Genomic DNA, 26,293 nt, shown 5'->3' on the forward strand with positions numbered 1-26,293 from the left:
CGGAGCAAGGTCGGATGCCTAAACCAGCACTGTTGTATTTGTGCCACAGGTTACCTATCGCACCGTTCAAGGGGGATAGGGTAAGAACCCGTAATCAGATCGAGTATCTGTCCACACAATTTGATGTGTACTTAGGTTGTTTCACGGAAGAACAGTCCATTGATAAGAACGCATTGCGGGAACTTCAGGGTCTTTGCAAGCAAGTTTATGTAGAGCATCATAAAAAGTTTGGTGCTTTGCTGCGTTGTCTGTGGGGACTGCTCAAAGGCGAGCCATTAACTTGTGCTTACTACAAGAGTGCGGGAATGCAAGCTTGGGTGCAAAGGGTGTTAGCAAATCAACATCCGGGCAATTGTTGGCTTAGTGCCACGGCTATGGCTCTTTATGTGTTGAATGCTGAAGATGTTCATTTGTTTACTGACTTCATCGATGTCGATTCGGACAAATGGAGACAGTACGCAGAACGTTCGCATTTTCTTATGAAGTGGTTATATCGACGCGAATGGCAAGCCCTAAAATGGTTAGAACTTGTTACCACAGAAAGGAGCAAACGGGTTTACTTTGTGTCGACATCGGAAGCTGATTTTTTTAAAGCGATGTTACCGAAGTCATTGCAAGATAAGGTCGGAGTGCTTCGAAACGGCGTAAACTCAGCGTATTTTTCTCCTGACTATTATCCGTGCACCAGTGAGGAACGTATTGACGTTGTGTTTACCGGGGCCATGGATTATCGCCCTAATATTGATGGCGTGCTGTGGTTTCTAGATCATGCCTGGCCTTTGGTTAGAGAAGCTGTGCCCACCGCAACGTTTTATGTGGTAGGACTGGCGCCAGATAAACGTTTGTTAGCCCGACATGGCTTACTGGGGGTGGTTGTAACAGGTAAAGTCGATGATGTTCGGCCTTATCTGGGGAAAGCCAGAATTGCCATTGCACCGATTCGTCTTGCCAGGGGAGTACAGAATAAAGTCCTCGAAGCGATGGCGATGAGTAAAGATATAGTCTGTACACACTTGGCGATGGAAGGAATTGATGCAAAATGTGAGGGGATATGGATTGAGGATGAACCCACAAACATGGCTGAACGGATAGTCAGTCTTCTTACTGGCCCGAGTCGTCCGAATCATTGCCGGGAGTGGGTTTTGAAACACCATCAATGGAAAGATATGCTAAAGCCAATGGAGAGCCTGTTAAATGAAAGGCACTGATCAAAAAAATATCAGCTTGCTGCCCGTGCTGGTGTTGTTGTTGCTGTTTTGGGGATTGGCCTTTTTCAGCAGTATTCGCTCAGCGGTAGATACCTGGATTCGGTTGGAAACGTTCACTCATTGTTTCCTTATCCTGCCCATCTGTATCTACCTGATACATAAGAAATGGCATGAATTGAATGCCGTTAAAATCGCCCCCAATTATTGGATGTTAGCCGCGCTGGCAATGGTCCTATTCCTCTGGAGTGCCGGACAGTTAGCGCAGGTCATAGTGGTTGAGCAAGGGGCTGCCTTTCTTGCGTTGCCAATGATGATATGGGCTGCTTTGGGTAATCAAGCGGCCAGAGTGCTGTGGTTCGTTTTACTGTTTTGGATGTTCAGCGTGCCTGCCGGTGAGGTGTTGGTACCCTATCTCCAACAACTGACTGCTGATATGACAGTGTATTTTTTGCAGATGGTGCAGATTCCTGTATATCGAGAAGGTTTATATATTGCTATTCCTGGTGGATTGTTTGAAGTTGCCGTCGCCTGCTCCGGTATTCGCTATCTGATAGCGTCTGTGACCCTTGGTGCGTTGTATGCTTACTTAACCTATCAAAAGACCAGCAAACGTATCATTTTTCTAATTTTCTCCCTGTTTTTGCCCATTCTTGCTAACGGCTTAAGGGCTTTTGGAATCGTCATTATTGCTTATCTGTCAGAGATGAAGTACGCCACGGGGATTGATCATTTGATCTACGGCTGGCTGTTTTTCGGCATTGTGATTTTCATCATGTTTAGTGTCGGTAACATTTGGGCTGATCCCATTGAAGAGCAAAGTGAGCGCACGGAAAATCTTACTGCTAACGTTCCGGTTAAGCCATTTCTGTCCGTTAGTGTTGGCATTGTAGCAGTATTTGCTGCCATTTTACTGTTTAACCATCACGCCAGTCGGGTTGAAATTGTTGAGGCTGGTGACTTTGCCGCTCGTTTGCAACTGAGTGAAATGGAAAACGATAGTTGGTCACCAAAATTTGTGGGTGCTTCTGATGTTGCCAGCGGCAGTCACGATGGCCTCGATTATTACCTCGCATTTTATGGTGAGAATGTACAAGACCGGGAACTGGTTAATAGTGAGAATAGGTTGTTTAACGACAAGAAATGGAGCATCGTGTCGTCCGTTTCCATGCAGGATGCGCAATTAGTAGAGTTGGTAGCATTAAACGGCCAAAAACGCTGGTTGGCATACACCTACATGACACCTAAATTATCCAGTGCACTGGACTGGAAGGTTAAGTTGGTACAAGCCCTGGAAGCCGTTATGGGACAAGCCCAGCCCGGTGGATACGTGGCCATATCTGCTTTCAGCCATAAAGGCGATGACAGTCGCAATAAAGTTGAAACTGAAATGAAAAGGTTGCTGAGCAAAGGATATCAAGGGGTGTTCTCTGGTGACTGAACCCTTGCATATCGCCCACGTTTTGTATCGTTTTGATACTGGCGGCTTGGAAAACGGCATGGTCAATCTGATCAACCAGCTCGGTGAGCAATCCTTCCAACACAGCATCATCACCTTGAGTGGCTGGAGTGATACGTTTCGTAGTCGCTTGCAAGTCAGCAATGTTGAATTTTATGACTTGGAGAAGCAGCCCGGTCAGGACTTCGGCATGTTTGGTCGCCTCGCTAAGTTACTACGTAACCTGAAACCTGATGTCCTTCATACCCGTAATCTGGGATCCCTTGAATGTCAGGTGGTGGGATGGTGGTGTGGCGTGCCTTACCGCATTCATGGTGAACATGGATGGGATATTAACGATCTCAATGGCAGTAATAAGAAGTATCAATGGCTGCGAAGGATAGTTAATCCTTTTGTGCATCAGTTTATTGGCTTATCCCGGGAATCTTGCCAGTACCTTACTGAAAAGGTCGGTGTGTCTCCCCGAAAGGTTTCTCATATATGTAACGGCGTTGAACTGTCTAGATTTCAAGCTAAACAAGCCTCGCTGACCATGCCAGATGGATGGAACGACGAAAATGTAGTGGTGTTCGGCACCATAGGCAGGTTGGCAGCGGTGAAAAATCAGGCGTTGCTGATTCGGTGTTTTGCCGCTGTGCAGCATTTGTTGTCAGATACCAACATCGAAACCAGATTGATGTTGGTGGGCGATGGCGACTGTAAGGCGCAGTTGCAGGCTCTATCGGTAGAGTTAGATGTTGCACAGAGTGTTTGGTTTGCTGGAAACCAAAGCCAGGTGGGACCCTACTTACAACATATGGATGTATTTGTTTTACCTTCACTTGCTGAAGGGATTTCAAATACATTGCTGGAGGCAATGGCCTGTGGATTACCGGTAATTGCAACGGCTGTGGGGGGAAATGGCGATCTGCTTCCCCTTGAGGTTCATCGAACTAATCTTATTCCCGTCGACAATGAGTCATTAGTTAGCCAACGAATGGCTGAATATGCAAGGGATGCAGAGTTACGTCAGCGAGACGGCAAGTACTTCTTTGCGCATTGTAACAGTGAGTTCAGCCTGTCAGGAATGGTTGAGCGATACAGGGCACTTTATCAGGCTAAGTCCAGAGGAACAGACGAATGTGTGGAATAGCGGGAATACTGCATACCGGTGGTCAGCAAGTGGACGAAAGCCTGTTGGCAGCGATGAATGACATGCAGTTGCATCGGGGACCGGATGCCGGTGATTACCTGGTTGAGCATCAGATAGGTCTGGCCCACAGACGCCTATCAATTATTGATCTCGAAGGCAGTCCACAGCCAATGCAAAGTGCATGTGGCAGAGCTTGTATCGTGTTTAATGGTGAAATTTATAATTTCAAAGAGCTTCATGAAGAGCTAAGTGCCAAGGGCCATAAATTTAATACCCGAGGGGATACCGAGACCATTCTTAATGCCTGGCTGGAGTGGGGGGAAGATTGTGTGCATAAATTGCGGGGCATGTTTGCCTTTGCAATTTGGGATCGCCCTTCAAAGACGCTGTTTATGGCTCGCGACCGATTAGGAATTAAGCCGCTTTTTTACACATTGCTGTCTTCCGGTGAGCTAGTGTTTGGTTCCGAGTTGAAGGTCTTAACCCGACATCCTCAATTTGATAAGACACTGAGAAAAGAGGCTGTTGAAGATTATTTCAGCTTTGGATATGTACCAGATCCGCACTGTATATACCAGAACAGTTTTAAACTGATGCCAGGCCATACCTTGACGATCAAGCCCGAGCAAAAAGGCTTGCCCGAGCAGCGAGAGTATTGGGATGTGCCCGTGCATTGGGACCATCAGATTGACGAGCATTCTGCGCCCGACGAGCTGATTGAGCGGATGAAAGAGGCGGTGCGCATTCGCATGGTGGCGGAGGTGCCTTTGGGGGCATTTCTGTCCGGTGGGGTGGATTCTTCAGCGGTTGTGGCCATGATGTCGCAATTGCAAGACGAGCCGGTAAACACCTGTGCTATTGGTTTTGATGTTGAGCAGTTTAATGAAACCGAATTTGCTGAGATGGTGGCTAAGCGCTACCAAACTAATCACAGGGTGGAAACGGTCAGTCAGGATGACTTTGATTTAATAGATCATTTGGCTTTCCTGTATGATGAGCCTTATGCCGACAGTTCTGCTATTCCGACTTACAGAGTCTGTGAGCTCGCCAGAAAGCATGTCACCGTGGCATTGTCCGGTGATGGCGGAGATGAGCTTTTTGCCGGCTATCGACGTTACAACCTGCATATGCACGAAGAACGCATCCGACAAATGTTACCACTATGGTTACGTAAACCAATTTTCGCCCCACTAGGTCGTTTTTATCCGAAATTAGACTGGGCTCCACGCTTCCTGCGCGGTAAGACGACATTTCAGTCCATGGCAATGGATACAGTCGAAGGGTATCACAACAGTATGTCGATACTCAGAACAGACGAAAGGCGCAAGTTGTTTTCGCCCGATTATGTGGAAAGCCTGAACGGCTATTCTTCGCTTGCCGTATTCCGAAAGTATGGGGATAAGGTTGCCCATCTGGATCCCCTTAAACAAACCCAATATATAGATATGAAAACCTATTTGGTTGGGGACATTCTTACCAAGGTGGATAGGGCCAGTATGGCGCATTCCCTTGAAGTGCGGGTACCGTTAATTGATCATAAATTTGTTGAGTGGGCCTTTGCTATACCTTCGGCGCTGAATTTGAGCGGTGGGGTAGGAAAACGTATGTTCAAAAAGTCATTGGAGCCGCATTTGCCCGATGATGTTCTGTATCGCCCAAAAATGGGATTTGCCGTACCACTTTCCAACTGGTTCAGAGGCCCTTTGAAAGACCGTTTATACAGCGCTCTGCTATCTGAGCATATGGCGGCTTCCGGCTTTTTTGATATGAACCATATAAGAACCATGATTGATCAGCATGTTCGCAATGTACGTGATTACAGCGCTCCTTTATGGGCTTTGTTGATGTTTGAATCTTTCTATCGACGTGAGATCGGCGGAGAATTGAAGTGAAAGTTCTGCACGTATTAGACCATTCTATTCCCTTGCATAGCGGTTACGCTTTCCGAACCCGGAATATTTTGCTGTATCAACGTGCTGTAGGTATTACTACCTGCCACCTCACCAGTGCCAAGCAAGGGGATGTCGCACAGTTGGAAGAGGACGTCGACGGACTGCATTTTTATCGTTGTCCACCATTGCCAGAAATCTATGGTGGTATTAAGGCGCAATGGGCAGTCGTCAGGAATTTGACCGAGAGATTGTTAGCCGTCGCAGAGCGTGAAAAGCCAGATATTTTGCATGCCCACTCCTCTGCACTCAACGGTGTGGCTGCCATTAGGGTCGGCAAACGTTTAGGTATTCCGGTGGTATATGAAATCAGGGCGTTTTGGGAAGATGCTGCTGTAGACAATGGAACCTGCAAAGAGTGGGGGCTGCGTTATCGTATCACCCGAGCCATGGAAACTTGGGTGTTGAAACGGGCTCAGCATGTGACTTGTATTTGTGAAGGGTTACGGCAAGACATTTTGGCGCGGGGAATTGCTGCTGACAAAGTCACTGTTATCCCCAATGCGGTTAACTTAGAAGAGTTCAGCCTGATAGACAGTCGGGATCCCGATCTTGAAGCGCAATGGCACTTACAAAGTAAGCAAGTCGTTGGTTTTATCGGTTCTTTTTATGCACTGGAAGGCTTAGATGTGTTGCTGCAGGGATTTGCCCTGGCTTTGCAGCAGAATCCTAATCTGCACTGCCTAATTGTTGGTGGTGGAAAAGAGGAAGCACGTCTAAAAGCGCTCACCGAGCAACTGCAGCTTGCCGATAAGGTGACTTTTACGGGCCGGGTGCCTCATCAGGATGTGGATGGCTATTACTCATTGATCGATCTATTGCTTTATCCGCGTAAGTCCAAACGCATTACCGAATTGGTGACTCCACTCAAACCTCTTGAAGCCATGGCGATGGGGCGGGATTTTGCTGCTTCTGACGTGGGAGGGCACAAGGAACTTATTGAGCATGGTCAGACAGGGCTGCTGTTTAAAGCTGATTCAGCAGAGGCAATTTGTCAAAGCATCATAAATGGTTTGGCACGGTCTGACGTGGAGCGACAGCAGATGCGTCAGCAGGCACTGGCTTATGTACAAAATGAGCGCAACTGGGCCAAATCTGTCAGTCATTATCCGGCTTTATATCAGGCTTTGTTATAGCGATTTAAAAATGGCACTGAGGATATTAACCTTTACCAGCTTGTTTCCCAACTCAGAGCAGCCAAGGTTAGGAGTGTTTATTGAAAACAGGTTGCGGGAACTACGTCGTTATCATCCAGACGTGGTTTTGCACGTCGTAGCCCCTGTGCCTTGGTTTCCCATCAAAAGTAACCATTTCGGTGAGTACGGCAAAATGGCCCGGGTTGAGAAGCAGGCTATTCGTGATGGCGTGCAAGTTTATTATCCCCGCTATCCCGTTTTACCCAAAATCGGCATGAACCTCGCCCCTTTTTTAATGGCGTTATGGATGTTGCCTTTTTTGCGTAAACTGCAAAAGCAGGGGGTAGATTTCGATTTAATTGATTCCCACTTTTTCTATCCTGATGGCGCTGCCGCCGTGTGGTTAGGCAAACGACTAGGCAAGCCCGTGGCAGTAACTGCGCGTGGCAGTGATATTCATTTGTATCCGACTTTCCCCTGGCCCAGACGTGTTATTCAATGGACGTTGAGAAATAGTCAGTTACCTGTCGCCGTTTGCAAAGCGCTGGCGGATGAAATGCAGCAAATTGAGCCAGCAGCGAAAAAAGTGTTGGTGGCCAGAAATGGCGTTAACTTAGAACATTTTGCGCCCGAAACGCAGCGAGAGTTGCTACGCCAGCGTCTTGGTTTGGAGCGCTATACCTTGTTGTCTGTTGGCAATTTGATCGAACTTAAGGGGCATCACTTCGTCATAGAAACCCTGGTGAAGCTGCCTGAATGCCAACTATGCATTATTGGAGATGGACCTTGGCGGCAACAATTGCAGAGTTTAGCCGAATCTTTAGGGGTTGCTGAGCGGGTTCGTTTTACCGGGTTATTGAATCGACAGCAACTACGGGATTATTACGCTGCTGCGGATATTATGGTGCTTGCGTCGAGTCGTGAGGGCTGGGCAAATGTTTTACTGGAATCTATGGCCTGTGGCACCCCTGTGGTGGCGACTGCCATTTGGGGCACGCCAGAAGTGGTTGCAAGTCCTGAAGCTGGCTGTTTGGCTAGTGAGCGCAGCGTTGATGCACTCACTGACGCTATCCAGTCACTAATGCAGGCTTATCCGCTGCGCGAGGATGTGCGTCGTTATGCAGAAAACTTTAGCTGGGAAGCAACCAGCCAATTACTCTTTGAACATTTTGGACAATTGGTTGAAAGCCAGTGTCCTTAGCAAACCGGCAATGTAATTATGCTTGTAAAACAATGGATTAGACGGGGGCTGGGGTGCTAAGAGATTTATTCATTCTGTCGCTGTTTGCGTACTTTTGCTATCGCACTTTTAAACAGCCTTATATCGGCGTGTTGGTGATGCTGTGTATCAATTATATGAGCCCGCACAGATTATCTCCCTGGACCATCAGTTATTCGTTGCCATTGTTCTTTATGATGTTCTTGGTTACTGCTACCGCATTTTTGTTTCAAAAGGATAAGGATCAGTTTCACTGGTATCGCATACATGTGTGGATGTTGATATTTATGGTGTGGGGGATTTTCAGTACCCTATTTGCTTTGCACCCCGATTGGGCCGTTGCCGAAATGAGCCGGGTTATCAAGATTCAGATTGGTATCGTGTTTATGATTCTAATTTGTCAGGGGGAACACAGGATCAAAGCCATGATATGGGTGATAGCCTTATCTCTGGCATTTTATGGGGTGAAAGGCGGGATATTTACTGTACTGACCGGAGCGCAGTTCCGAGTTTGGGGACCTCCGGGCTCCTTTATTGAGGGTAACAATGAACTAGCATTAGCGCTGCTTATGACGATTCCCTTGCTGTTTTTCTTATTTAGCGACGCAAAAAATAAGTGGATCAAGCGAGCCTTGATGGTCGCCATGGGCTTGTGTTTTATCTCAGTGGTAGGTAGTTATTCGCGCGGTGCCTTTTTGGGGTTGATGGCCACAGCGGGTTTCCTGTGGTTAAAAAGTAAATACAAGGCACCCTTGGCTGTGCTGGGCATAGTGGCGGTATTGGGCGCGGTGCCCTTTTTGCCGGATCATTGGTTTGAACGTATGGAGACCATTAAAACCTATGAAGAAGACCGCTCAGCTATGGGGCGTATCAATGCCTGGACGGCCGCCTACAATGTGGCTAATGACAGGCTCACCGGTGGTGGCTACCGATTCTGGAGCCCATTGTCTTTTGCTGTTTATGCTCCCTCCCCAGAGGATGTCCACGATGCTCACAGTATCTACTTTGAAGTACTCGGCGAGTTAGGGTGGCCTGGTCTGGCGATTTATTTAATTATACTTTGGGGTTGGTGGCGGTTATCGGCACAAAATGCCAAGTTGGCCAAAGGACATGTGGAGTTAAAATGGTGTGTGACCTTTTCACAGATGAGCCAGGTAACCCAAATTGCTTACATGAGTACCGGCGCATTTTTGGGACTGGCCTATTGGAACATGCCATACGAACTTATGACTATCGCGATTCTAGTGAATATCGAGATTCGTCGCCGTTTGGCGGATAAAAAATCAGCAACTGAGTCCGAAACTGACGTTCCCACCAGAGCGGCAGGAACATCTGCAGCGTTACTGCAACGACATCCCTAGCTGGATTGCTGCAAAGCGGAGATTATTTGCTCGAGTTGTTGTTCTGTCAGGTAGCCGTGCATAGGTAGACTGAAAATGCGCTGTGCCAGGGATTCGGCAATAGGGAAGTCGCCCGCCTGATACAGTGCCTTGTACACCGTTTGCTGATGCATACAAGTTTGGTAGTAGATCATGGTTGGTACACCAGCCTGGTTGAGGCTATGCATGACCTTGTCACGCTCCTCTGCCTGCAGACAATATTGCGCCCAAGAACTGTAATATCCTTCCGGCACATGTGGGGTAATGAAACCAAGTTCGGCGGCTACACTAGAGTATGCTTGTGCGGCCTGATTGCGTCTTTCTAGTTCGGTAGGGAAAACCGTCAGTTTTTCCAGCAGTACAGCTGCCTGTATTGTATCCAACCGACTATTGAGCCCAATTCTGACATTATCGTATTTGTGTTGTCCCTTGCCATGCAGGCGCAGTGAACGAAGCAGTTCGGCTGTCTCGTTATTATTGGTGAAGAGTGCTCCACCATCACCATAACAACCCAGTGGTTTTGCTGGGAAAAAGCTGGTTGTCGCCAGATCGCCAAAACTACAGGCCACCTTACCATTAAGCTTGCCACCAAAACCTTGAGCTCCATCTTCGATAAGACGCAGATTATGACGCTTTGCTATCTGGCTAAGAGATGAATAATCGGCTGGTAAACCAAACAAATCGACGGCAATTATCGCTTTGGCTGAAAGTTTCCCTTGAGTTTGAATTTGCTGGATTTTCCGTTCCAGATCCTGAGGGCAAATATTATAGGTATGGGGATCGACATCCACGAAGACCGGTGTTGCCCCAACCAAAGAAATAACCTCTGCGCTGGCAAAGAAGGTGAAGGTAGGACAAAACACTGCGTCACCCGGGCCTATGTCCATTGCCATCAAGGCCAACTGCAGCGCATCGGTGCCGTTTGCACAGGTAATACAGTGTTTAACTCCAACATAGTCGGCCAGCTGCGATTCCAGTTCGCTGACTTCAGGCCCCAAAATGTAGTGGCCTTGGTTTAAAACCTGGCTTATTCGGCGATCAATCTGTGCTTTCAAATGCTGGTACTGGGCTTGTAAATCAATGAATTGCATGTCTATTTGGCCTCTTTGGAGAGTGTTCCCTGGCGCAAGGTATACAGTGCACCTGTATGTGTGCACGTGGTGGTGGCGTCACCTTGTAGTGGTAAATCTAATTGCTCACCAAACTCACTCATCCAACCAATTTGTTTCGCGGGAACACCTACCATCAAAGCAAAATCCGGCACATCTCGGTTGACCACTGCGCCAGCACCAACAAAAGCGTACTGCCCAATAGTCACGCCGCAAACGATAGTGCAATTAGCCCCTAAGGTTGCTCCGCGTTTTACCAAAGTATCACGGTATTCATTTTTCCTTTCTATTCGCGAGCGGGGATTATAGACGTTGGTAAATACCATGCTTGGACCACAAAACACATCGTCTTCGAGAAACACATTGTCATATACAGAAACATTGTTTTGGATCTTGCAGTTATCGCCAATTTCTACTTTATTTCCGATAAAGACATTTTGTCCAAGGGATACATGTTTACCTATTTTAGCCTGAGGACAAACATGCACGAAATGCCAGATTCTGCAGCCTTCACCAATCTGCGCGCCGGGATCAATAATGGCGCTTTCATGTACCTGATAATTGCTCATGGCTTATTTCTCAATGTTGCGCAAAAATGGATGGTAGTTACCTACTAATCCCAAAGGTTTGGCATCACGGATAGTGGATACCGTTTCAATGGCGACGCGGTTTTCCTCCAGACCAAAACCTCTGCCTGCCAATATTTCCTGATAGCTGACAGTGTGCAGATCGGTAAAACCACCTGAAAACTCAATTTCCTGATCACCAGCACGAATGGCTCGGTAAGTGCGCTGACCTTGTGACCGCACTTGCTCGGGGATATGATTGACATCTACAGATAAAAACCAGCTTACCCTGGCTTTTTCATACTCCAGATAACCTGATGCACAGGTAGGGGAATGATAATGCACCTGATTTTGCTGCAAGGCACCGAACACAAAATGCAACATGTCATAAAAATGCACGCCAATATTGGTCGCTATTCCGCCAGACTTGGTTTCATCACCTTTCCAGGAATTAAGATACCAGTTACCCCGAGAGGTTATGTAGGTGAGTTCAACATCAAACTTGTGCTGACTGTCGGCTTGCGCCACTTTTTGTTTAAGTTCGATGATGGCGGGATGTAAACGCAATTGCAGAATGGTATTAATTTGTTTACCGGTGTCTTTTTCTATATCCATTAGTCCATCGATGTTCCATGGATTTAACACTAGAGGTTTTTCACAGATAGCATCGGCGCCGGAACGAAGGGCAAAACGCATATGTGAATCATGCAGGTAATTGGGAGAGCAAATACTGACATAATCTACTTTTTGAGCGTGATTGGCTCTGCGGAGTTTATCCACATGGCGATCAAAACGCTCAAACTCAGTAAAAAAACTGGCTTCAGGGAAATAGCTGTCGATGATACCTACGGAGTCATTCTTATCCAGCGCAGCCACCAAATTATTCTGTGTATCCCTAATCGCCTTCATATGACGAGGAGCGATATAGCCAGCAGCACCGATCAAGGCAAAGTTTTTCATGGTCAACTATTACTCCAAATTTAAACAGTCTTGGACCGAACAACATCTTTTAATTTGATATTCCATTCCGTTCGTCCCTGATTCTACCTATTTGCAAAATGAATAAATACCTCTTAGTCAGGACAATGACATAGAGATTCATTTAAGAAAACGTGTTACCTGTGCGGTACATAAGAAATACCTAAAAGTGCATACAGCATTGTGTATTCAGAACATGAGCAAGTGGCCAATCTGCTCGACTCTGCTATTCCAGTCCTGTCGCTGTGCATAACTGAAGCCCGTATCGAGCTTCTGGTATTGTCCCACCAGAATTTCCTGAATGGCATCTACCCATTCTGCCGGTGTTTGCGCGACACTAAGCAACCTCGATAAATCAGGAACAGAGGGGAGTGGACAACTGACCACAGGACGTTTGGTTGCCAGATATTCGTTCAGCTTTAAAGGATAGGCATGTCGAGCCCATAAAGTTGGTGAGGTATCATAACACATCAAAAGACAGTCCATTTGTTGCGCAATACCGGGCAATGCCTGGTGAGAAACGGGACCGTGCAATATGACGTTGTGACGCTGCTTTAGTTGTTCAAAATCTCGTTGCTTATCGCCCATAACGCCGACGGGGCCGACTAGATGGATAAACGTACTGGGAAGCTGACGACTAATTTCCAACAGCAAGGGGATGTCGACCTTTACATTTATGCTGCCCAGATAGGCTATATTCTGGCCTTCGTTGAGTTTAATTGATGAGTTCGACGGTTGTGAAAATGCCTCGAAGTCAACACCGTTGTGCACTGTTTCAACGTTGTCTCTGCCGTATCGTTTGGCCAGCTCTTCGCTGACACCTTGAGATGGGGTGATAACCAAATCGGCTTCAGCCATCAGCCGCGCTTCTTGCTGTGCCATCTCCGGACTAAAAGTGCCTTGTTTAGCGAAGTCGTCATAGGGGTGGTAAACCAGCTTGTCAACGGTAATGTGGTCCAGGTAGGAGGCAAACATCGGGTGAAATACATAGAGCAGCCTGGGTTTATTACTGAGGTTTTTTTGTAAACGCTCGGCATGCTGCGCAAGAACGAATCTTTCCAGTCTTGGTAACCGTGGCGTTCTTATCATCCATCCTGGGGGAGTATCTACCCACACATTGTCCATTTTCTCAAATTTACCGGTAGGAATATAAAACAGGTCGCCTGGGAGACGTCGTTGCCAGTTAAAAGGTAATCCTGATGAGTAAACAACCTTGGTATAACCGCCAATTCTGCTCATCAACTGTTGTCGATTCATCCATTGCGATGTCCATATATTCGGTGCGATAGCAATGATATCAAAGTGGCTGAAAGAGCGTGCGGCCTGTTCAGATATTAGCATGTTCAACTCGCTGTTCTCGTCCTGATTGAATGGGATAATTTGTCGACAAGGTATTTCTCCGGTCCAGAAGGTCTTCCTTGAATGGTCCACAGCAGAAAATGTGTGGCAATGTAGATACTTAGTCCCGCGGCGGTTAGTTGCATCAGGTCCCAAAGTGTTGGCAAAAAGCTAGGTGTTTCGGTTGGGACGATTAAAGAACTGAAAAAGATCAAGCTGCTACCTGCGTACATGACCATTGCACTAACCAATGGTCGTAACAACACATTTAAGTAATCCCAGAGGCTTAATTTAAGGCAACGGCAAATGGCCCAGGTAAAAAGAGGAAACATGAGTAAACTTGTAATCAATACGGCGTAGGCAGCCCCCATATACCCCGAGGAACCGATAAATAGCACCATCAGCGAGAGTAAAATAGTCACTCTCAAAGCTAGAAGGCCAGTGGTATATTTAGGTTTGCCGATGGCCATAAACACATAACCCACATTGGTATTTACACAGATTAACGCGCTGGCTAAGGCTAGCAAATGCAGGATTGGAATAGTCGTCAGCCAATTTTCCCCCAATATTACCGGAACAAAATAAGGGGAGATTAATGCAAGGCCAAAACTAGAAGGGATACCAACCATTGCGATGGATGACAGAACACTAAGATAGAGTGCTCTTAATTCTGCTCGGTCATGAGCTACTTTCGCGTATCCGGGGAAGGTGGCTCTATTAACCGAAGCGACAAATTCCGTGCTGGGTAAGTTTGCAAACTCATCACCAATACTGTAATGACCTACATATTGCACGCCAGCCATCTTACCTATGATCAAATCTTTGGATTTCATATTTAGGTAGCTCAACACATTGTTTAATAACAGCCAGCTACTAAAAGAATAGAGTTCTTTGCATTTGCTAAGACAAAAAGTGGGTCGATAAGTGCTCATTGTATAGGACAGCAGCAATCGAATCACAGTGTTAAACAGCATACCCAGTGCCAGGGCCCAATAATTTCTGAGCAAATAGGCGGCAATCAGGGTAAATGTTACTGCTAGTAGTTTGACCAGGAACTCGAAATGAAACTCTCTTTTGAAATTGAGTTCTTTTCTGAAGTTTACTGTGCCGATATTGCATAAACCATTAATGACAAACATGCCGGATAAGCAATAAGCCAGATGCTCTACACGAACGTCCTGATAGAAATCAGCAAGAGGTGATGCTGCAAATAGCATCATAAGGCAAGCCAAAAAACCGAAAATTACCTTCAAGGTCCACGACGTATTATAATGTTCCTCGGTTGCTTGTTGATTTTGAATTAGTACAACGTCAAAACCAAATGCATTGATCAGTTCAAGCAATGCATACACAGACATAACTAGTGCTATCAAACCGAAGTCTTCTGGTAGCAGCAGCCTGGCCAATATAATAGTGCTGACCATACCCATAGATTTTACAGCTAGTCTCAGGGCAATCATCAACATGGCCCCAGACAACACCTTGCTGTGTGTCGTTGTCATTAATTCCTATTCCAAACGTAAAAATGGCTGGCTACTCAGCTTTGGATATTGCACCAATTACTGACGGAGTGGTTAATTCCGTTTGCTTAATCTTTCTGGCAATTAACGAAGCTGCATACAGACTTGGATGATTATCATCAAAATACAACACATTACCATTCATTGCTGCAGAGCAGTATATGGCGTCACAGAAAATTTCACTGGGGTCGATAGCGATTAATCGTTCGGAGAATGGAAGACTATTCATTTTCTCTAAAAGTATGACATTTTTATGTTGATGTTCCTCAAGGGTTAATGCTTTGTCTAATTCTATTGAGAATTCATCTGACCAAATCGATCTAGGGGTTATCAACTTATTAATATGGTGCGGCAGTTCTGGTATTGGATAGGTCAAGTAAAGTGTTTTACCAGCCTTCAATAACCGGGTAATGATAGCTGTCAAGCCTTGCCAATGCAGCTCCCCAATTTGAGTCTCAGGCAGATGCTGGTATGCCCGTGGAATAAAATGCTTTGGGGACTGCCATCCTTGATGACTTTTGAATCCATACCAATAGGCACTGTAACGATACGTCAAAACAACATGGCTAATCTCGGTTGAATGTTCGAGCAAATAAACAGCCTCATTTGTCCAGGCTTTGCACCCCTGGGATGTTACTTCCTGAGCAAGGGTTGGCGGGCAGGAGCTGAATGTTAGGTGTAGCAGACCTTGATGCTGTTTGGCCAAGATCTCCCCTAATGCATAAGCCAGTTCAACACCATGACTGTCACCTAACACGGCCCACTTCACTGGTTTACTAAAGTAACGGCAGGCATCTTGGGGTCTGAGGTATTCGCTAGAGTCTGTGTGACATTCATTTCGTTTGGGGCTGTGTTGAATCGTGTTTGCCAAGTTAGGTAGCAAGAAACGTTGCGGTAGACCATCCATGGTTACTACAACTAATGCCGAGGTGCCTATCAGGGCGGCACCAACTGCAGAGAACTTAAAAATTCGTTGCTTTGATACTTTTTGTATATCTCTGAATGGCGCCTCTACATATCGCCAGCTTAGATAAGCCAGTAAAACACTCAGAAGTATCAGCAAAATGTATGTCTCTTGGGATGGGATTTGTATCGATTTAATCCGAGCAATTGCAAATAGCGGGTTGTGCCAAAGATAAAGTGAGTAAGAAATGAGGCCAACACCTACCAGTAATGGGTGACAAAGTAGCTTACCTATAAATGTGCAAGGGGTACAAAATAACAGTAGTATGAGGGTGGCAGATACTGGCAAGACGGCAGGTAAACTCGGCCAGGGAAGGTTACTGTCATAAAAAATTATACACCCGAACAATACCAATAATGCCAGCAGACTCATCAACTCCTGCTGCCAACGCTGAAAGCGCTCAGCTGTTATCCCACTCAGGGCAACAAGTGATCCGGCCAATAACTCCCAGCTCCGGCCGAATGGTAAGTAAAAGTTTGCGTCTTTCTGCCCAATGATCCCCAAATAAACGGAATAAACCAAAGATAATAGAATTAGAGCAAGAATTATCCACATGCGTTGAGTTCGGCTGTACTTCCAAATCAATGCTAGGAGTAGGGGAAACACGACGTAGAACTGTTCCTCTACCGCTAAACTCCAGGTGTGCAATAGCAGCAGCTCTTCCGAACTCGGAGCAAAGTACCCGGATTCCAAATAGAAATAGAGATTCGATACAAAGCCAAGAACGGCCAGGCTGCTTTGAGCTAAATTTGCAAAAGCATCTGCGTCAATTAATGAATAGGCGAGAAAACCACTGACCAGAAGCATAAAGAATAAGGCTGGCAGAATACGTCTGGCGCGTCTTTCATAAAATGTCAGGATGGAAAATTTATTTTGCTGTAAATCCGCCTGAATAATCGAAGAGATCAGATAGCCGCTGAGCACAAAAAAAATATCTACACCAATGAAGCCGCCCTGAAATCCATCAAAGCCAGCGTGGAAAAACAACACAGGAATTACGGCAATTGCGCGAAGACCGTCGATTTCTCGTCTGTAAGATGTCATTCGAAGTGTTCCGCATATTATTTAACGGTTACTTCGATACATCCGAGGCTGTACTAGGACTTTGTGCTGCTTATGACAAGGGCCACTTATGAGTAATACTTGATCTCGGAAGCTTAAAGGTTGATATAACGCCTAAGCATAGGGCCAATTGCTTTTGTCACACCAAGGGGCATATGCCGCCAAGTTTTTTCCGCCAACAGCCTGGCGGATGATGAGGTGCTGAGTTTATCTTCTTGCAGCTGTTTATAAGCAAACCACTCCAACGCATGTGGAGTCGCCCCCCATTGCGCTTTGAACTTATAGGTACCTTCGTTAGGCGTCGAACGACCGAAGTCAAATTCCTTGCGACCTGAATCAGCTATCCGGGCCAGCAACGACCAGTATAGCATCATGTTCGGCGCAAGCCGGTTGTATTCCTGTATAGTGGAAGCCCAAGGAATTGACGCGCGGTCTTTAGTCATCAACACAATTCCACCACCAACAGGTTTATTCTCAGAGTAGACTACCGACATCAGAATGCTATCTCCATAGCATTTTTCCAGTTGCTCAAACAGAGAAAAACCATGCACAGGTGAGCCTAAGTCTCGCATGTTGGCAACAAATACCTGATAAAAGTCATTCAGTAGTGTGTCATTTCTGCCTAGTTGACAGGTCAGGCCATTTTTTTCGGCCTTACGAATCTGGCTGCGCAGTTTGGACTTAAATGATGCCATTAAAGTCTCTGCATCTCCTGGCAAGGTAAGTAACATTCTCACTTTGGCCTGTGCTGATAGTTCCTCTTCTGGAACGGGCTTTCCAGCTAAGCGCAAACTGAATAATTCTGGCTGTTCCGCACAAAGCGACTCGGCGGCAAAATCAATAAGCTGTTGTGCAGTTTTGTTATCGTTTGCCAGAGGTCCGCCAACATCGCAGAAAGGCAGAGAGCAGTATTGAGTCGACTTAAGCGGCGGCTTTATCGCAACAACAGGCAGTATACCGACTATCTGACCGTCTTGTTTCGCTGCAAAATAATAACTAGTGTGTTTGTAAGCCGAAGTGATTGCTTGTCCCCAGCCGACATGATGGTAAGGGGTGGCATCAGGGTGCTGGTCGACATAAGCCTGCCATTCACCAAGCTGTTCCTTTTTTAACTGACTAAATTCCATCATTTACGCCTACTCATTGCACGTCCAAAAATCCGTTTAATTTGACCTCAGGCGCGCACAGCTTGCAAGCTAAGCTTTAATTTGCAATCAGCCAATTACTTGCTGTAGTTTGAGAAAGCAGCCTAAGTTACAGCTTGTATAGAATAGATTTGACCCCCAGCTATGGGACATGATTCGATATAAAAAGAATTGACACCCGGTGGTTTTCTGAACGCCATTATCTGATGTATAAGTGTGAGAATAAAAAAACGTCTATTGTATGTGGCTTACCACTATCCTCCCATTCAAGGTAGCAGTGGCGTGCATCGCACCTTGGCTTTCACGCGCTATCTTTCTGAACAGGGATGGGCAGTGACGCTACTCACAACCAGTCTGTCAGCCTACGCTGATTGGCATCCTCAGCAGGCAGACTACATCCCCAAGCGAGTAAAGGTTTTACGCGCCTGGGCTTGGGATGCGGTAAGACAATTGTCTTTCAGAGGTAAATACCTGAGCTGGATGGCATTGCCTGATCGTTGGCAAAGTTGGATCCCCTTTGCGGTAATACGTGGCTGGTGGGCCATCAGGCGCGAGCGCATCCCCGTTGTGATATCGACTTATCCTATTGCCTCTGCGCACATTATTGGTTATTTGCTGCACAAGCTTACCGGCGTGGCGTGGATAGCGGATCTACGCGACCCAATGGCTCAGGACTGCTTTCCAAAAGATGCACGTTTGAAACGTGTTTTCTATTGGATCGAAAGTAAAATGGTGAAGCATTGTCAGCGCATATTAGTAACTACTCAAGGCACGTTAGCGCTATATCGAGAGCGATATCCTGAGAAGCCTGCTTCATTCTGGCAATTGATACCAAACGGCTATGATGAGGTGCTAATTGATCCATTGATGGCAGATGATGCCAGAACGCATGCTGTCAGTTCATATTTTACCCTCTTGCATAGCGGCACAATAAATACCTATGACCGTCATCCAGGTCATTTGTTTGAAGCCATCGCGCAATTACAGACCGAAAAAAATCCTGCTATTGCCCGCTTGAAAGTCGTTCTAAGGGGGACTGGCATGGATGCCTACTGGCAAGAGCAAATCAGACGTCTGAAAATTACAGATACTGTTGAAGTGCAACCACTTTTGCCGGTTAAACAAGCGCTTTTGGAAATGAAGCAGGCAAGTGCATTACTGATTCTGCAAGACGTTAGCTGTAATTATCAGATTCCTGCCAAGACCTATGAATACATCAGATTGAAAAGGCCCATATTCGCGCTTACAGATGAAAAAGGGGATACCGCGGCACTGCTTAATTTAGTCGGTGGAAGTGTTGTTGTTCCGCTTACCGACACGTCTGCTATAAAGCAGGCGCTGTTGGCTTTATTATCGCCGAACTCTGTATTTCGTTTTCTTTCAGATGATGAGCTGAAACAATACTCCAGAGGTCATCAGGGTGAAACCTTATCTGCCTTGTTAATGCGAGTAATCAGTGAATAACATCTCGAAGAGCGTGCGGAGTTTGCACTGCGTAGTTTGTATTGACAAAACCGCCATTTATAAGGGTTTTACGCTCGGTGGCTATATTGTTTAAAAATGAAAATATCGCTATATGCCTGGAAATTTCGAATTAGGTTCTATTCGCCTTAAAGTATCGGTATATTCCGCATAGGTAAATGCATAAATTTATTGGAAAAACTACAAGCATTGTGTACCAGTAGGTTTTACAATCAAAGCTCGATGAAATTTCCGAATGCTGGATCTCATAGCCACCAGGGGTTTGTCATCAGTTAGTAAAAACACCGGTTCAATATACATTTGGTTAGAAGCTGATTTGTTGGGACATGGATTTAATGTGGTCGTTTGAATTAAAGCAGAAAGACGTTGGTGAATCAGGACAGTCGTATCACTGGACAGACGGTCTTAATTCTACACTGAGTTTCACTTCTCACCGAGACATGCATGTCTGGCAGTCAGAAAAACTCCATATTGGAGTGCTTGGCAGAATTCGCCCTTATGGGCAGCCTTATCCGAATCAATCTGACCTGGAATGGCTCGAAAACCTATGGCTCGAAGAGCCTGACCCCGCTGCTTTTTACCCTAAGATAAGTGGTTTCTTTATTTTATTGCTTGGCTGTCGTCGTAGCGGGCAGTTGAAAATGATCAATGACCATGTCGGTGCCTTGCCTTTGTATTGGCGGCATCAAGCTGGAACTACCCAAGCGGGTACTCGATTAGCCTACGTCGCGGGCGATGACGCCTCGGTTTCGCCGCAATCTGTTTACAACTATTTCTACTATCACTGCATTCCTGGCCCTTATACCTTGTATGCCAATGTGCAGAAATTGTTGCCTGGGAGCGGGATATCACTGAGTGAGCAGAGCGTTAAGCCCTTGGCGTTGTATATACCCCGTTATGACGTGGATACTGATATTCAAGCTTTGCAACGAGAGTGTTTCAGCCTCGTAGAGAAGGCTGTGGCTTGGAATGCGGGGCCAGAGTGTGGCGCTTTTTTAAGTGGTGGTTTGGACAGTTCAACCGTGGCAGGTATGTTGGCCAAGCAGCAAACACCGGCAAAAACCTTTTCTATCGGTTTTCACGCTAAGGGTTACGATGAAACACCTTATGCTGAGATTACTGCCAAACACTTTACCACTGAGCACCTGACTCACTATTTAGAGCCGGGTGAGATTACCGAGCATTTTATTGAGGTTGCAGCGGCATTCGACCAGCCTTTCGGAAACTCTTCAGCGCTTGCCGCGTATATTTGTGCCAAATTCGCTAAGCAACATGGTGTTTCAGTCCTACTGGCGGGAGATGGTGGCGATGAATTGTTTGGAGGCAATGAACGCTATGCAAAGCAAAAAATATTTGAGGTTTACCACAATCTTCCAGGATGGCTACGTGGTACTGCTGATGCACTTTTTTATGATTCACCGCTTGGACAATTACCCGTTGGAAAGAAAGTTCGTAGCTACATACAACAAGCCCGGGTGCCCATGCCGCACCGATTGCATACATACAATTTCTTAAAGCGCATGGATCCTGCCAGCATGTTTACTGACAATGTGTGGCAGGCTGTTGATCCCAATGTGCCAGGGGAAATGTACCAGCAACGTTATGACGCTTGCCCAGCCGCAGATATGCTGGAACGAATGCTTTACTTGGACTGGAAATTTACCCTGGCAGACAACGACCTGGTGAAAGTCACGCAAATGTGTGAGTTGGCTGGTGTCGAAGTACGCTTTCCTTTAATTGAGAAAGAGCTCGTCGACTTCAGTTGCCGTGTTCCAAGTAGTGAAAAACTACCGGGCAACAAGCTTCGCTATTTCTACAAGAACAGCTTCAAAGGATTTTTGGCTGATGAGACCCTAAATAAATCCAAGCATGGGTTTGGTTTACCATTTGGGGTTTGGATGAAGCAAGAACCGGCGTTGCAGGCTTTGACTAATGAGTTGCTTACTTCCTTTAAAACGCGGGGGATCATGCAACCTGAGTTTGTTGATCAAGCTATGCATATCTATCAGCAAGGCCATCAGGGTTACTATGGCGAATTAATTTGGATCATGTTGGTATTTGAAGCTTGGATGCAGAGACAATGATAGAAAACTTGCTGCATTCCATGTTGGCGTTGGGGGGACGTGTACTGACCCAGGGGCGGCTGTCCATTTTAATTTATCATCAGGTTTTACCATCATATGATGCCTTGCGACCAAATGAACCTACCGTTGCCGTATTTGACTGGCAGATGGCTTTGATTCGACGTTATTTTACGCCGATTTCCCTGACGGAGGGAGTAAGGCGACTAGCTGATAAAACCCTACCTAGCAATGCGGTTTGCGTCACTTTTGATGATGGCTATTTGAACAACCTGACCCTCGCCCAACCGGTGTTAGAGAAACATGGGATACCAGCAACCGTTTATATTGCCACCGGCTTCAGTGAAGGGAAAAATATGTGGAATGACCGCATATTACATTTGTTTGAACAGCGTGACCTGAAGCAGTTGAACTTACCCGGTGAAACTATTCAGATTCCAGAGCAGGATGAAGCCCGCCGCGAAATTGCCTATAGCCTGTTGAGGAAGAGTAAGTATTTACCGCCAGTTCAACGTGACGCCTTTGTTGACGAGCTTTACGCGTTGAATCCTCAGGTTGTCGAAGCGCAAAGTAAAATGATGACACCGGAGCAAGTACGCCAACTAGCAGCCCTGGGTGTGACAATTGGAGCCCACACGGTGGAACATCCTATTCTGGCTGTGTTGGATGAACAACAGCAATTGCAGCAAATTCGGGACAGCAAGCAACGTTTAGAAGCCTGGTTGCAACAGCCCGTTGAGCACTTTGCTTATCCCAATGGGGTATGGCCAAAAGATTTAACACAAGACACCATTAATATCGTCAAATCATTGGGATTTAGCAGTGCAGTGATAACAAATTGGGGTGCTGCTAAACAGGAGACGTCTGCGTTTGCATTGCCTCGTTTTACGCCCTGGGATCGCTCAAAGCTGAAATTCCATATACGGCTTCTGCTGAACATTTTGCGGCATAAGATTTAGGTTATGAGACGTAAGCCCCACCCAACGCCCACACTTACCTCAGTGTTGCCAAGTTTTACTGGCAATGTCGTGGATGAGTTTGTCCAAAAAGGCGGCGAATTTTCCTACAAAGCCAGAACTGCGCTGTACGATGTCTTTTCGCGTATAGATAAATCTATATTTGGTCAGCGAGTGCTGATACCTGCATTTCATTGCCCTACCGTTGTTCAACCTATTTTGAAGGCGGGATTCGAAGTTGAGTACTACCGCATAAAGAAAGATCTTCAGATCGATTTTGCAGAATTGGCTGACAAACTGAATGAAAATGTTGCAGCTGTAGTGATTATTAATTTTTTCGGCTTCGAGCAACCTCTTCAAGCGTTGCCAACGTTATGTGAGGCGAACAACACGTTACTTATCGAGGATTGTTCTCATTCTGTTGCAGCGATTTCCCCTGTTAGATTGTCGGGCGGCAGGGGAGATATCAGCATTTACTCTTTTTGGAAAATGCTACCGTCTGTTCAAGGAGGTGGGTGGGTAGCTCGCGCACCTGCTACTTTGCAGAAAACAGAGAAGAAGAAACCCGCACAACCCTTAATACAGTCACTCAGGTTGGGAAAGCAGATTGCGGAGCATATTTTTGACAATATGCTGTTGGGCCTGCGATGTATTCTGGGGCACTATCACTATCAGGATGATGTGAGGGTTGATTTTGACGCGCCGGTCGAAACTTCTCAGGAGGTTACGTTTTATCCGGTTGATGAATTACATTACGATTTTGACATCCCCTGGCTGAGTAAATACATAATTAAAAATGCCAGATTCAATTCCCAAGTAGCCGGGATCTTGAAGAACTATCAGGATTTATCAGATGATTTTTCCAAAGTTGAAGCATTTCACCTTCCCTATGCAGACTCAGAGCTTAATGTTGTGCCTTGGGCTGTTCCGGTGATATTGGAAAATCGCCAGCAGTATGACTACAAACTGCTGGCGAATGACGTTAGCTTTTTCACCTTTGGTGAAGAACTGCATGCCTCTCTCTACGATGGAAAAAGTGCCTCTCAGGCAGCGGTGGATGACGCCCGCTACTTATCTGGTTCAATGATCTGTTTTTCTATCCATCAAAATCTTAATTCGATTGATATTCATCATACCAAAAAAGTGGTGAATACGTTATTTAGTCAAAAAAGCTCCCTGTAGAGCTATCTGAAACTCAACTCTTTCGGTGCTAGCGTGGAATATGAATTAAATAAATTGCTGGTTTCAAGTATACCGGATATCACCAGTCCTGGAGTCTGCAATACGGCAGAGTGGTTTGCTGCAGTTAATGATGTTCACCAGTTGCCTGACGTTGTTGAAATTAATGCAGTTGACAATTCGGGGGCCGTTTGTTTTGTAGGTTTTGTTGAGAAAGAATATCGATTTTTGCCGTTCAAAACATTACACCAAGGGTGCTGGAAATACTCAACGCGAAGCAGTGTGGCTATCAGACTCGCTGCGCCTGTAGAGTCTATGGACGTGTTCCTGGATAATTTGCAAAGTCTGCAAGGATGGCACAAGAGTCGTTTGCTTCTGGTAGATAACTCCATTGCGCAAAATCAGTTAGTGGCAAGCCTAAATAAAAACGGCTTGAGACACCAGATTGAACAAGTCATTCAATCTCCCTATATCTGCTTACCATCGTCACTGGATGAATATACTGCGAGGTTCGATAAGAAGTTTCGGTATACCCTAAGAAATGGTTTGAAAAAACTGTCAGAGCAAGGGAAGGTGCAAGCCAGATTATATGAGACGCCGGAAAGATGTGCTGAAATGCTGGAGCACATCTACGAAATTGAGAAAAATTCCTGGAAAGAACAGGATGGCACCTCAATAACGAAAAATCCGATACAGAAGGCCTTTTACGAAAAATTCTCAGAGGTTGCTGCGCAACAAGGCTGGCTAAAAACTTTTATCCTCTTTGTCGATGAGCAACCGGTCGCGCATTGTTATGGCATGCTTTTCAATGGTGTATTCGAAAATCTAAAAATGAGCTACAAAAGCGAATTTAATGCATATTCTCCGGGAAATCTATTGAACCTGGAGATCATTAAATACCTGATAGCGCATAATGTGACGGTTTACGATTATATGGGAGTAGTGGAGCCATCAAAAATGAAGTGGACCAATGATATTTACTCTCAAAGCCAGGTTACTTTTTATAGAAAGAGTCTGAGCGGTAGACTGTTCTATTACTTCGATTTGTTTAAGTCCTGGTTTAAAAAAAGGTTTTCTAAATAGTGAATTGCTGTATTACGTCATAGGTCAATCTAAGGATAGTTAGCGTGTCGAATAAAGTATTGATGATCGCATTTCACTACCCGCCATTTTCAGGAAGCAGTGGAGTGCAGAGAACGCTCAGATTCAGCCAGTATTTAGGCGAATTTGGCTGGCACCCCATGGTGTTAACTGTCAATCCAGCGGCACACGAAAATATTTCAAACGGTCTTGATGTACCCGAACAGGTTGTGGTTAAACGCTCTCTGTGTCTGGATACCGCCCGACACCTTGCATTTCGTGGGAAATACCTCAATTGCCTGGCTTGGCCGGACCGTTGGTCGAGTTGGATATTCAGCGCAGTACCTAAAGGTTTACTGCTTAATTGGCAATTCAAACCTGATGTCATCTGGTCGACCTATCCTATTGCTACCGCACACTATATCGGCTGGGCAATAAGCCGGCTAACGGGGAAACCATGGGTTGCCGATTTTCGCGATCCTATGGTGGAGTTTAATGCGGTAACTCAACATTGGGCCCCGGCGGATAGGTATGTCAGGAAATTTCGCTTATGGATCGAGAAGCAGGCCGCCAAACATGCGGCTAAGTTGGTGTTCTGCACCGATGGCGCTAAACAGATCTGTTTCGAGCGTTATCCATGGATGGACCCGTCAAAACTCTGTGTTATCGAAAATGGTTACGATGAAAAGGTGTTTCAGGACATCAGCGCGCAAGTTTCTATTCCACCGCCTGAGGCAGAAAAACGAAAGAAGACTTTGCTGCACAGCGGCGTCTTGTATTACAGCTCTGACCGCAATCCCCAGGTTTTTTTGCAGGCTGTAAGGGAACTGAAAGAATGCGGAAAGGTTAGCTCGGATAATCTGGAGATTATCTTCAGGGCTAGTGGTTATGACTCGGTGTATCAAGACATGATTAATCAGTTAGGGCTAGACGATATAGTCAGATTGGCGCCGGCCATTCCATACCAACAAGCCTTAACTGAAATGGCTAATGTCGATGGATTGCTTATTTTTCAGGGGGCCACATCCAACCCGGCGGTTCCCGCTAAGCTCTACGAATATCTGCGGTGCCACAAACCCATTTTAGGTTTGGTGGATGAGCAAGGTGAAACGGCAAAGTTGTTGGCAGACTTTGATATGCACTGCCGGGCACCTCTTGATGATGTCGCAAAGATTCAAACGAACCTCCAGGCGTTTATGGATGCTTTAGGAGGGGCTCCTAAAGCTGAGCATTTGGTTAAAATTCAGCAGTATTCCCGCCGAAGTTTGACTGCCAGACTGGCCCAGACATTGAATGAACTGGTGGAAATCAGAGATAACCAGTCGGATAATCTTAAACACTAATTTTATGGGTA

General features: G+C 46.0%; 20 protein-coding genes. 13 read left to right on the forward strand and 7 right to left on the reverse strand.

Features of this window, described 5'->3' with window-relative positions:
* Positions 1-14: 14 nt before the first annotated feature.
* The 7 genes from J0A65_RS10850 to J0A65_RS10880 are packed head-to-tail and all read left to right on the forward strand — an operon-like array spanning position 15 to position 9,461.
* Complete coding sequence (locus J0A65_RS10850) at positions 15-1,208, forward strand: TIGR03087 family PEP-CTERM/XrtA system glycosyltransferase (RefSeq protein WP_206594204.1); 1,194 nt, start codon at positions 15-17, stop codon at positions 1,206-1,208.
* Entirely contained in the window at positions 1,195-2,646 is a 1,452-nt protein-coding gene (gene xrtA, locus J0A65_RS10855) for an exosortase A (protein WP_206594205.1), read from the forward strand. The genes J0A65_RS10850 and xrtA overlap by 14 nt, the downstream gene beginning before the upstream one ends.
* Positions 2,639-3,796: a TIGR03088 family PEP-CTERM/XrtA system glycosyltransferase gene (locus tag J0A65_RS10860; RefSeq protein WP_206594206.1), complete on the forward strand. Its 1,158-nt coding sequence runs from the start codon at positions 2,639-2,641 to the stop codon at positions 3,794-3,796. The genes xrtA and J0A65_RS10860 overlap by 8 nt, the downstream gene beginning before the upstream one ends.
* On the forward strand, positions 3,784-5,688 hold the full coding sequence (locus J0A65_RS10865) for an XrtA/PEP-CTERM system amidotransferase (protein ID WP_206594207.1): 1,905 nt from the start codon (positions 3,784-3,786) through the stop codon (positions 5,686-5,688). Before J0A65_RS10860 ends, J0A65_RS10865 begins: the two co-directional genes overlap by 13 nt.
* A complete protein-coding gene (locus J0A65_RS10870; RefSeq protein WP_206594208.1) occupies positions 5,685-6,881 on the forward strand; it encodes a TIGR04063 family PEP-CTERM/XrtA system glycosyltransferase in 1,197 nt (398 codons plus the stop codon). The genes J0A65_RS10865 and J0A65_RS10870 overlap by 4 nt, the downstream gene beginning before the upstream one ends.
* Positions 6,882-6,891: 10 nt before the next feature.
* Entirely contained in the window at positions 6,892-8,082 is a 1,191-nt protein-coding gene (locus J0A65_RS10875; RefSeq protein WP_232849881.1) for a glycosyltransferase family 4 protein, read from the forward strand.
* A 53-nt stretch (positions 8,083-8,135) separates the two neighbouring features.
* Positions 8,136-9,461, forward strand: coding sequence for a putative O-glycosylation ligase, exosortase A system-associated (locus J0A65_RS10880; RefSeq protein ID WP_206594209.1), 1,326 nt, complete (start codon positions 8,136-8,138; stop codon positions 9,459-9,461).
* Here the strand turns inward: J0A65_RS10880 and J0A65_RS10885 are convergent.
* The 7 genes from J0A65_RS10885 to J0A65_RS10915 all read right to left on the reverse strand — a co-directional run bounded on the left by J0A65_RS10885 (position 9,458) and on the right by J0A65_RS10915 (position 18,146).
* Positions 9,458-10,570, reverse strand: coding sequence for a DegT/DnrJ/EryC1/StrS family aminotransferase (locus J0A65_RS10885; protein WP_206594210.1), 1,113 nt, complete (start codon positions 10,568-10,570; stop codon positions 9,458-9,460). The two genes, J0A65_RS10880 and J0A65_RS10885, sit on opposite strands and share 4 nt — an antisense overlap.
* 2 nt (positions 10,571-10,572) lie before the next feature.
* Positions 10,573-11,157: an acyltransferase gene (locus tag J0A65_RS10890; RefSeq protein ID WP_206594211.1), complete on the reverse strand. Its 585-nt coding sequence runs from the start codon at positions 11,155-11,157 to the stop codon at positions 10,573-10,575.
* A 3-nt stretch (positions 11,158-11,160) separates the two neighbouring features.
* Positions 11,161-12,114, reverse strand: a complete 954-nt coding sequence (locus J0A65_RS10895; protein WP_206594212.1) for a Gfo/Idh/MocA family protein — start codon at positions 12,112-12,114, stop codon at positions 11,161-11,163.
* Between the two features lie 207 nt (positions 12,115-12,321).
* The gene (locus J0A65_RS10900; protein WP_206594213.1) at positions 12,322-13,473 is read right to left on the reverse strand and encodes a glycosyltransferase; all 1,152 of its coding nucleotides are present in this window, start codon (positions 13,471-13,473) and stop codon (positions 12,322-12,324) included.
* 2 nt (positions 13,474-13,475) lie between these two features.
* The gene (locus J0A65_RS10905) at positions 13,476-14,972 is read right to left on the reverse strand and encodes a lipopolysaccharide biosynthesis protein (protein ID WP_206594214.1); all 1,497 of its coding nucleotides are present in this window, start codon (positions 14,970-14,972) and stop codon (positions 13,476-13,478) included.
* A gap of 31 nt (positions 14,973-15,003) precedes the next feature.
* Positions 15,004-16,998 carry an acyltransferase family protein gene (locus tag J0A65_RS10910; RefSeq protein WP_206594215.1) on the reverse strand — a complete coding sequence of 665 codons (1,995 nt, stop codon included), beginning with the start codon at positions 16,996-16,998 and terminating at the stop codon, positions 15,004-15,006.
* A gap of 113 nt (positions 16,999-17,111) precedes the next feature.
* Entirely contained in the window at positions 17,112-18,146 is a 1,035-nt protein-coding gene (locus J0A65_RS10915) for a FemAB family XrtA/PEP-CTERM system-associated protein (protein WP_232849882.1), read from the reverse strand.
* Between the two features lie 297 nt (positions 18,147-18,443).
* On the opposite strand from J0A65_RS10915, the gene J0A65_RS10920 reads away from it, so the two are divergent.
* The 6 genes from J0A65_RS10920 to J0A65_RS10945 all read left to right on the forward strand — a co-directional run bounded on the left by J0A65_RS10920 (position 18,444) and on the right by J0A65_RS10945 (position 26,282).
* Positions 18,444-19,625, forward strand: a complete 1,182-nt coding sequence (locus J0A65_RS10920; protein WP_332874332.1) for a glycosyltransferase — start codon at positions 18,444-18,446, stop codon at positions 19,623-19,625.
* Positions 19,626-19,969: 344 nt separating this feature from the next.
* Positions 19,970-21,727: an asparagine synthetase B family protein gene (locus J0A65_RS10925; RefSeq protein ID WP_232849883.1), complete on the forward strand. Its 1,758-nt coding sequence runs from the start codon at positions 19,970-19,972 to the stop codon at positions 21,725-21,727.
* Positions 21,724-22,683: a polysaccharide deacetylase family protein gene (locus J0A65_RS10930; RefSeq protein ID WP_206594217.1), complete on the forward strand. Its 960-nt coding sequence runs from the start codon at positions 21,724-21,726 to the stop codon at positions 22,681-22,683. Before J0A65_RS10925 ends, J0A65_RS10930 begins: the two co-directional genes overlap by 4 nt.
* Before the next feature lie 3 nt (positions 22,684-22,686).
* Positions 22,687-23,862 (forward strand): DegT/DnrJ/EryC1/StrS family aminotransferase, encoded by a 1,176-nt coding sequence (locus tag J0A65_RS10935; RefSeq protein WP_206594218.1) that lies wholly within the window; start codon positions 22,687-22,689, stop codon positions 23,860-23,862.
* Between the two features lie 33 nt (positions 23,863-23,895).
* The gene (locus J0A65_RS10940) at positions 23,896-24,942 is read left to right on the forward strand and encodes a GNAT family N-acetyltransferase (protein WP_206594219.1); all 1,047 of its coding nucleotides are present in this window, start codon (positions 23,896-23,898) and stop codon (positions 24,940-24,942) included.
* A 104-nt stretch (positions 24,943-25,046) separates the two neighbouring features.
* Positions 25,047-26,282 (forward strand): glycosyltransferase, encoded by a 1,236-nt coding sequence (locus tag J0A65_RS10945; protein WP_206594220.1) that lies wholly within the window; start codon positions 25,047-25,049, stop codon positions 26,280-26,282.
* Positions 26,283-26,293: the final 11 nt, after the last annotated feature.

Origin of the sequence: Bowmanella yangjiangensis (assembly GCF_017255015.1) — a bacterium.
Taxonomy (GTDB): Bacteria; Pseudomonadota; Gammaproteobacteria; order Enterobacterales; family Alteromonadaceae; genus Bowmanella; species Bowmanella yangjiangensis.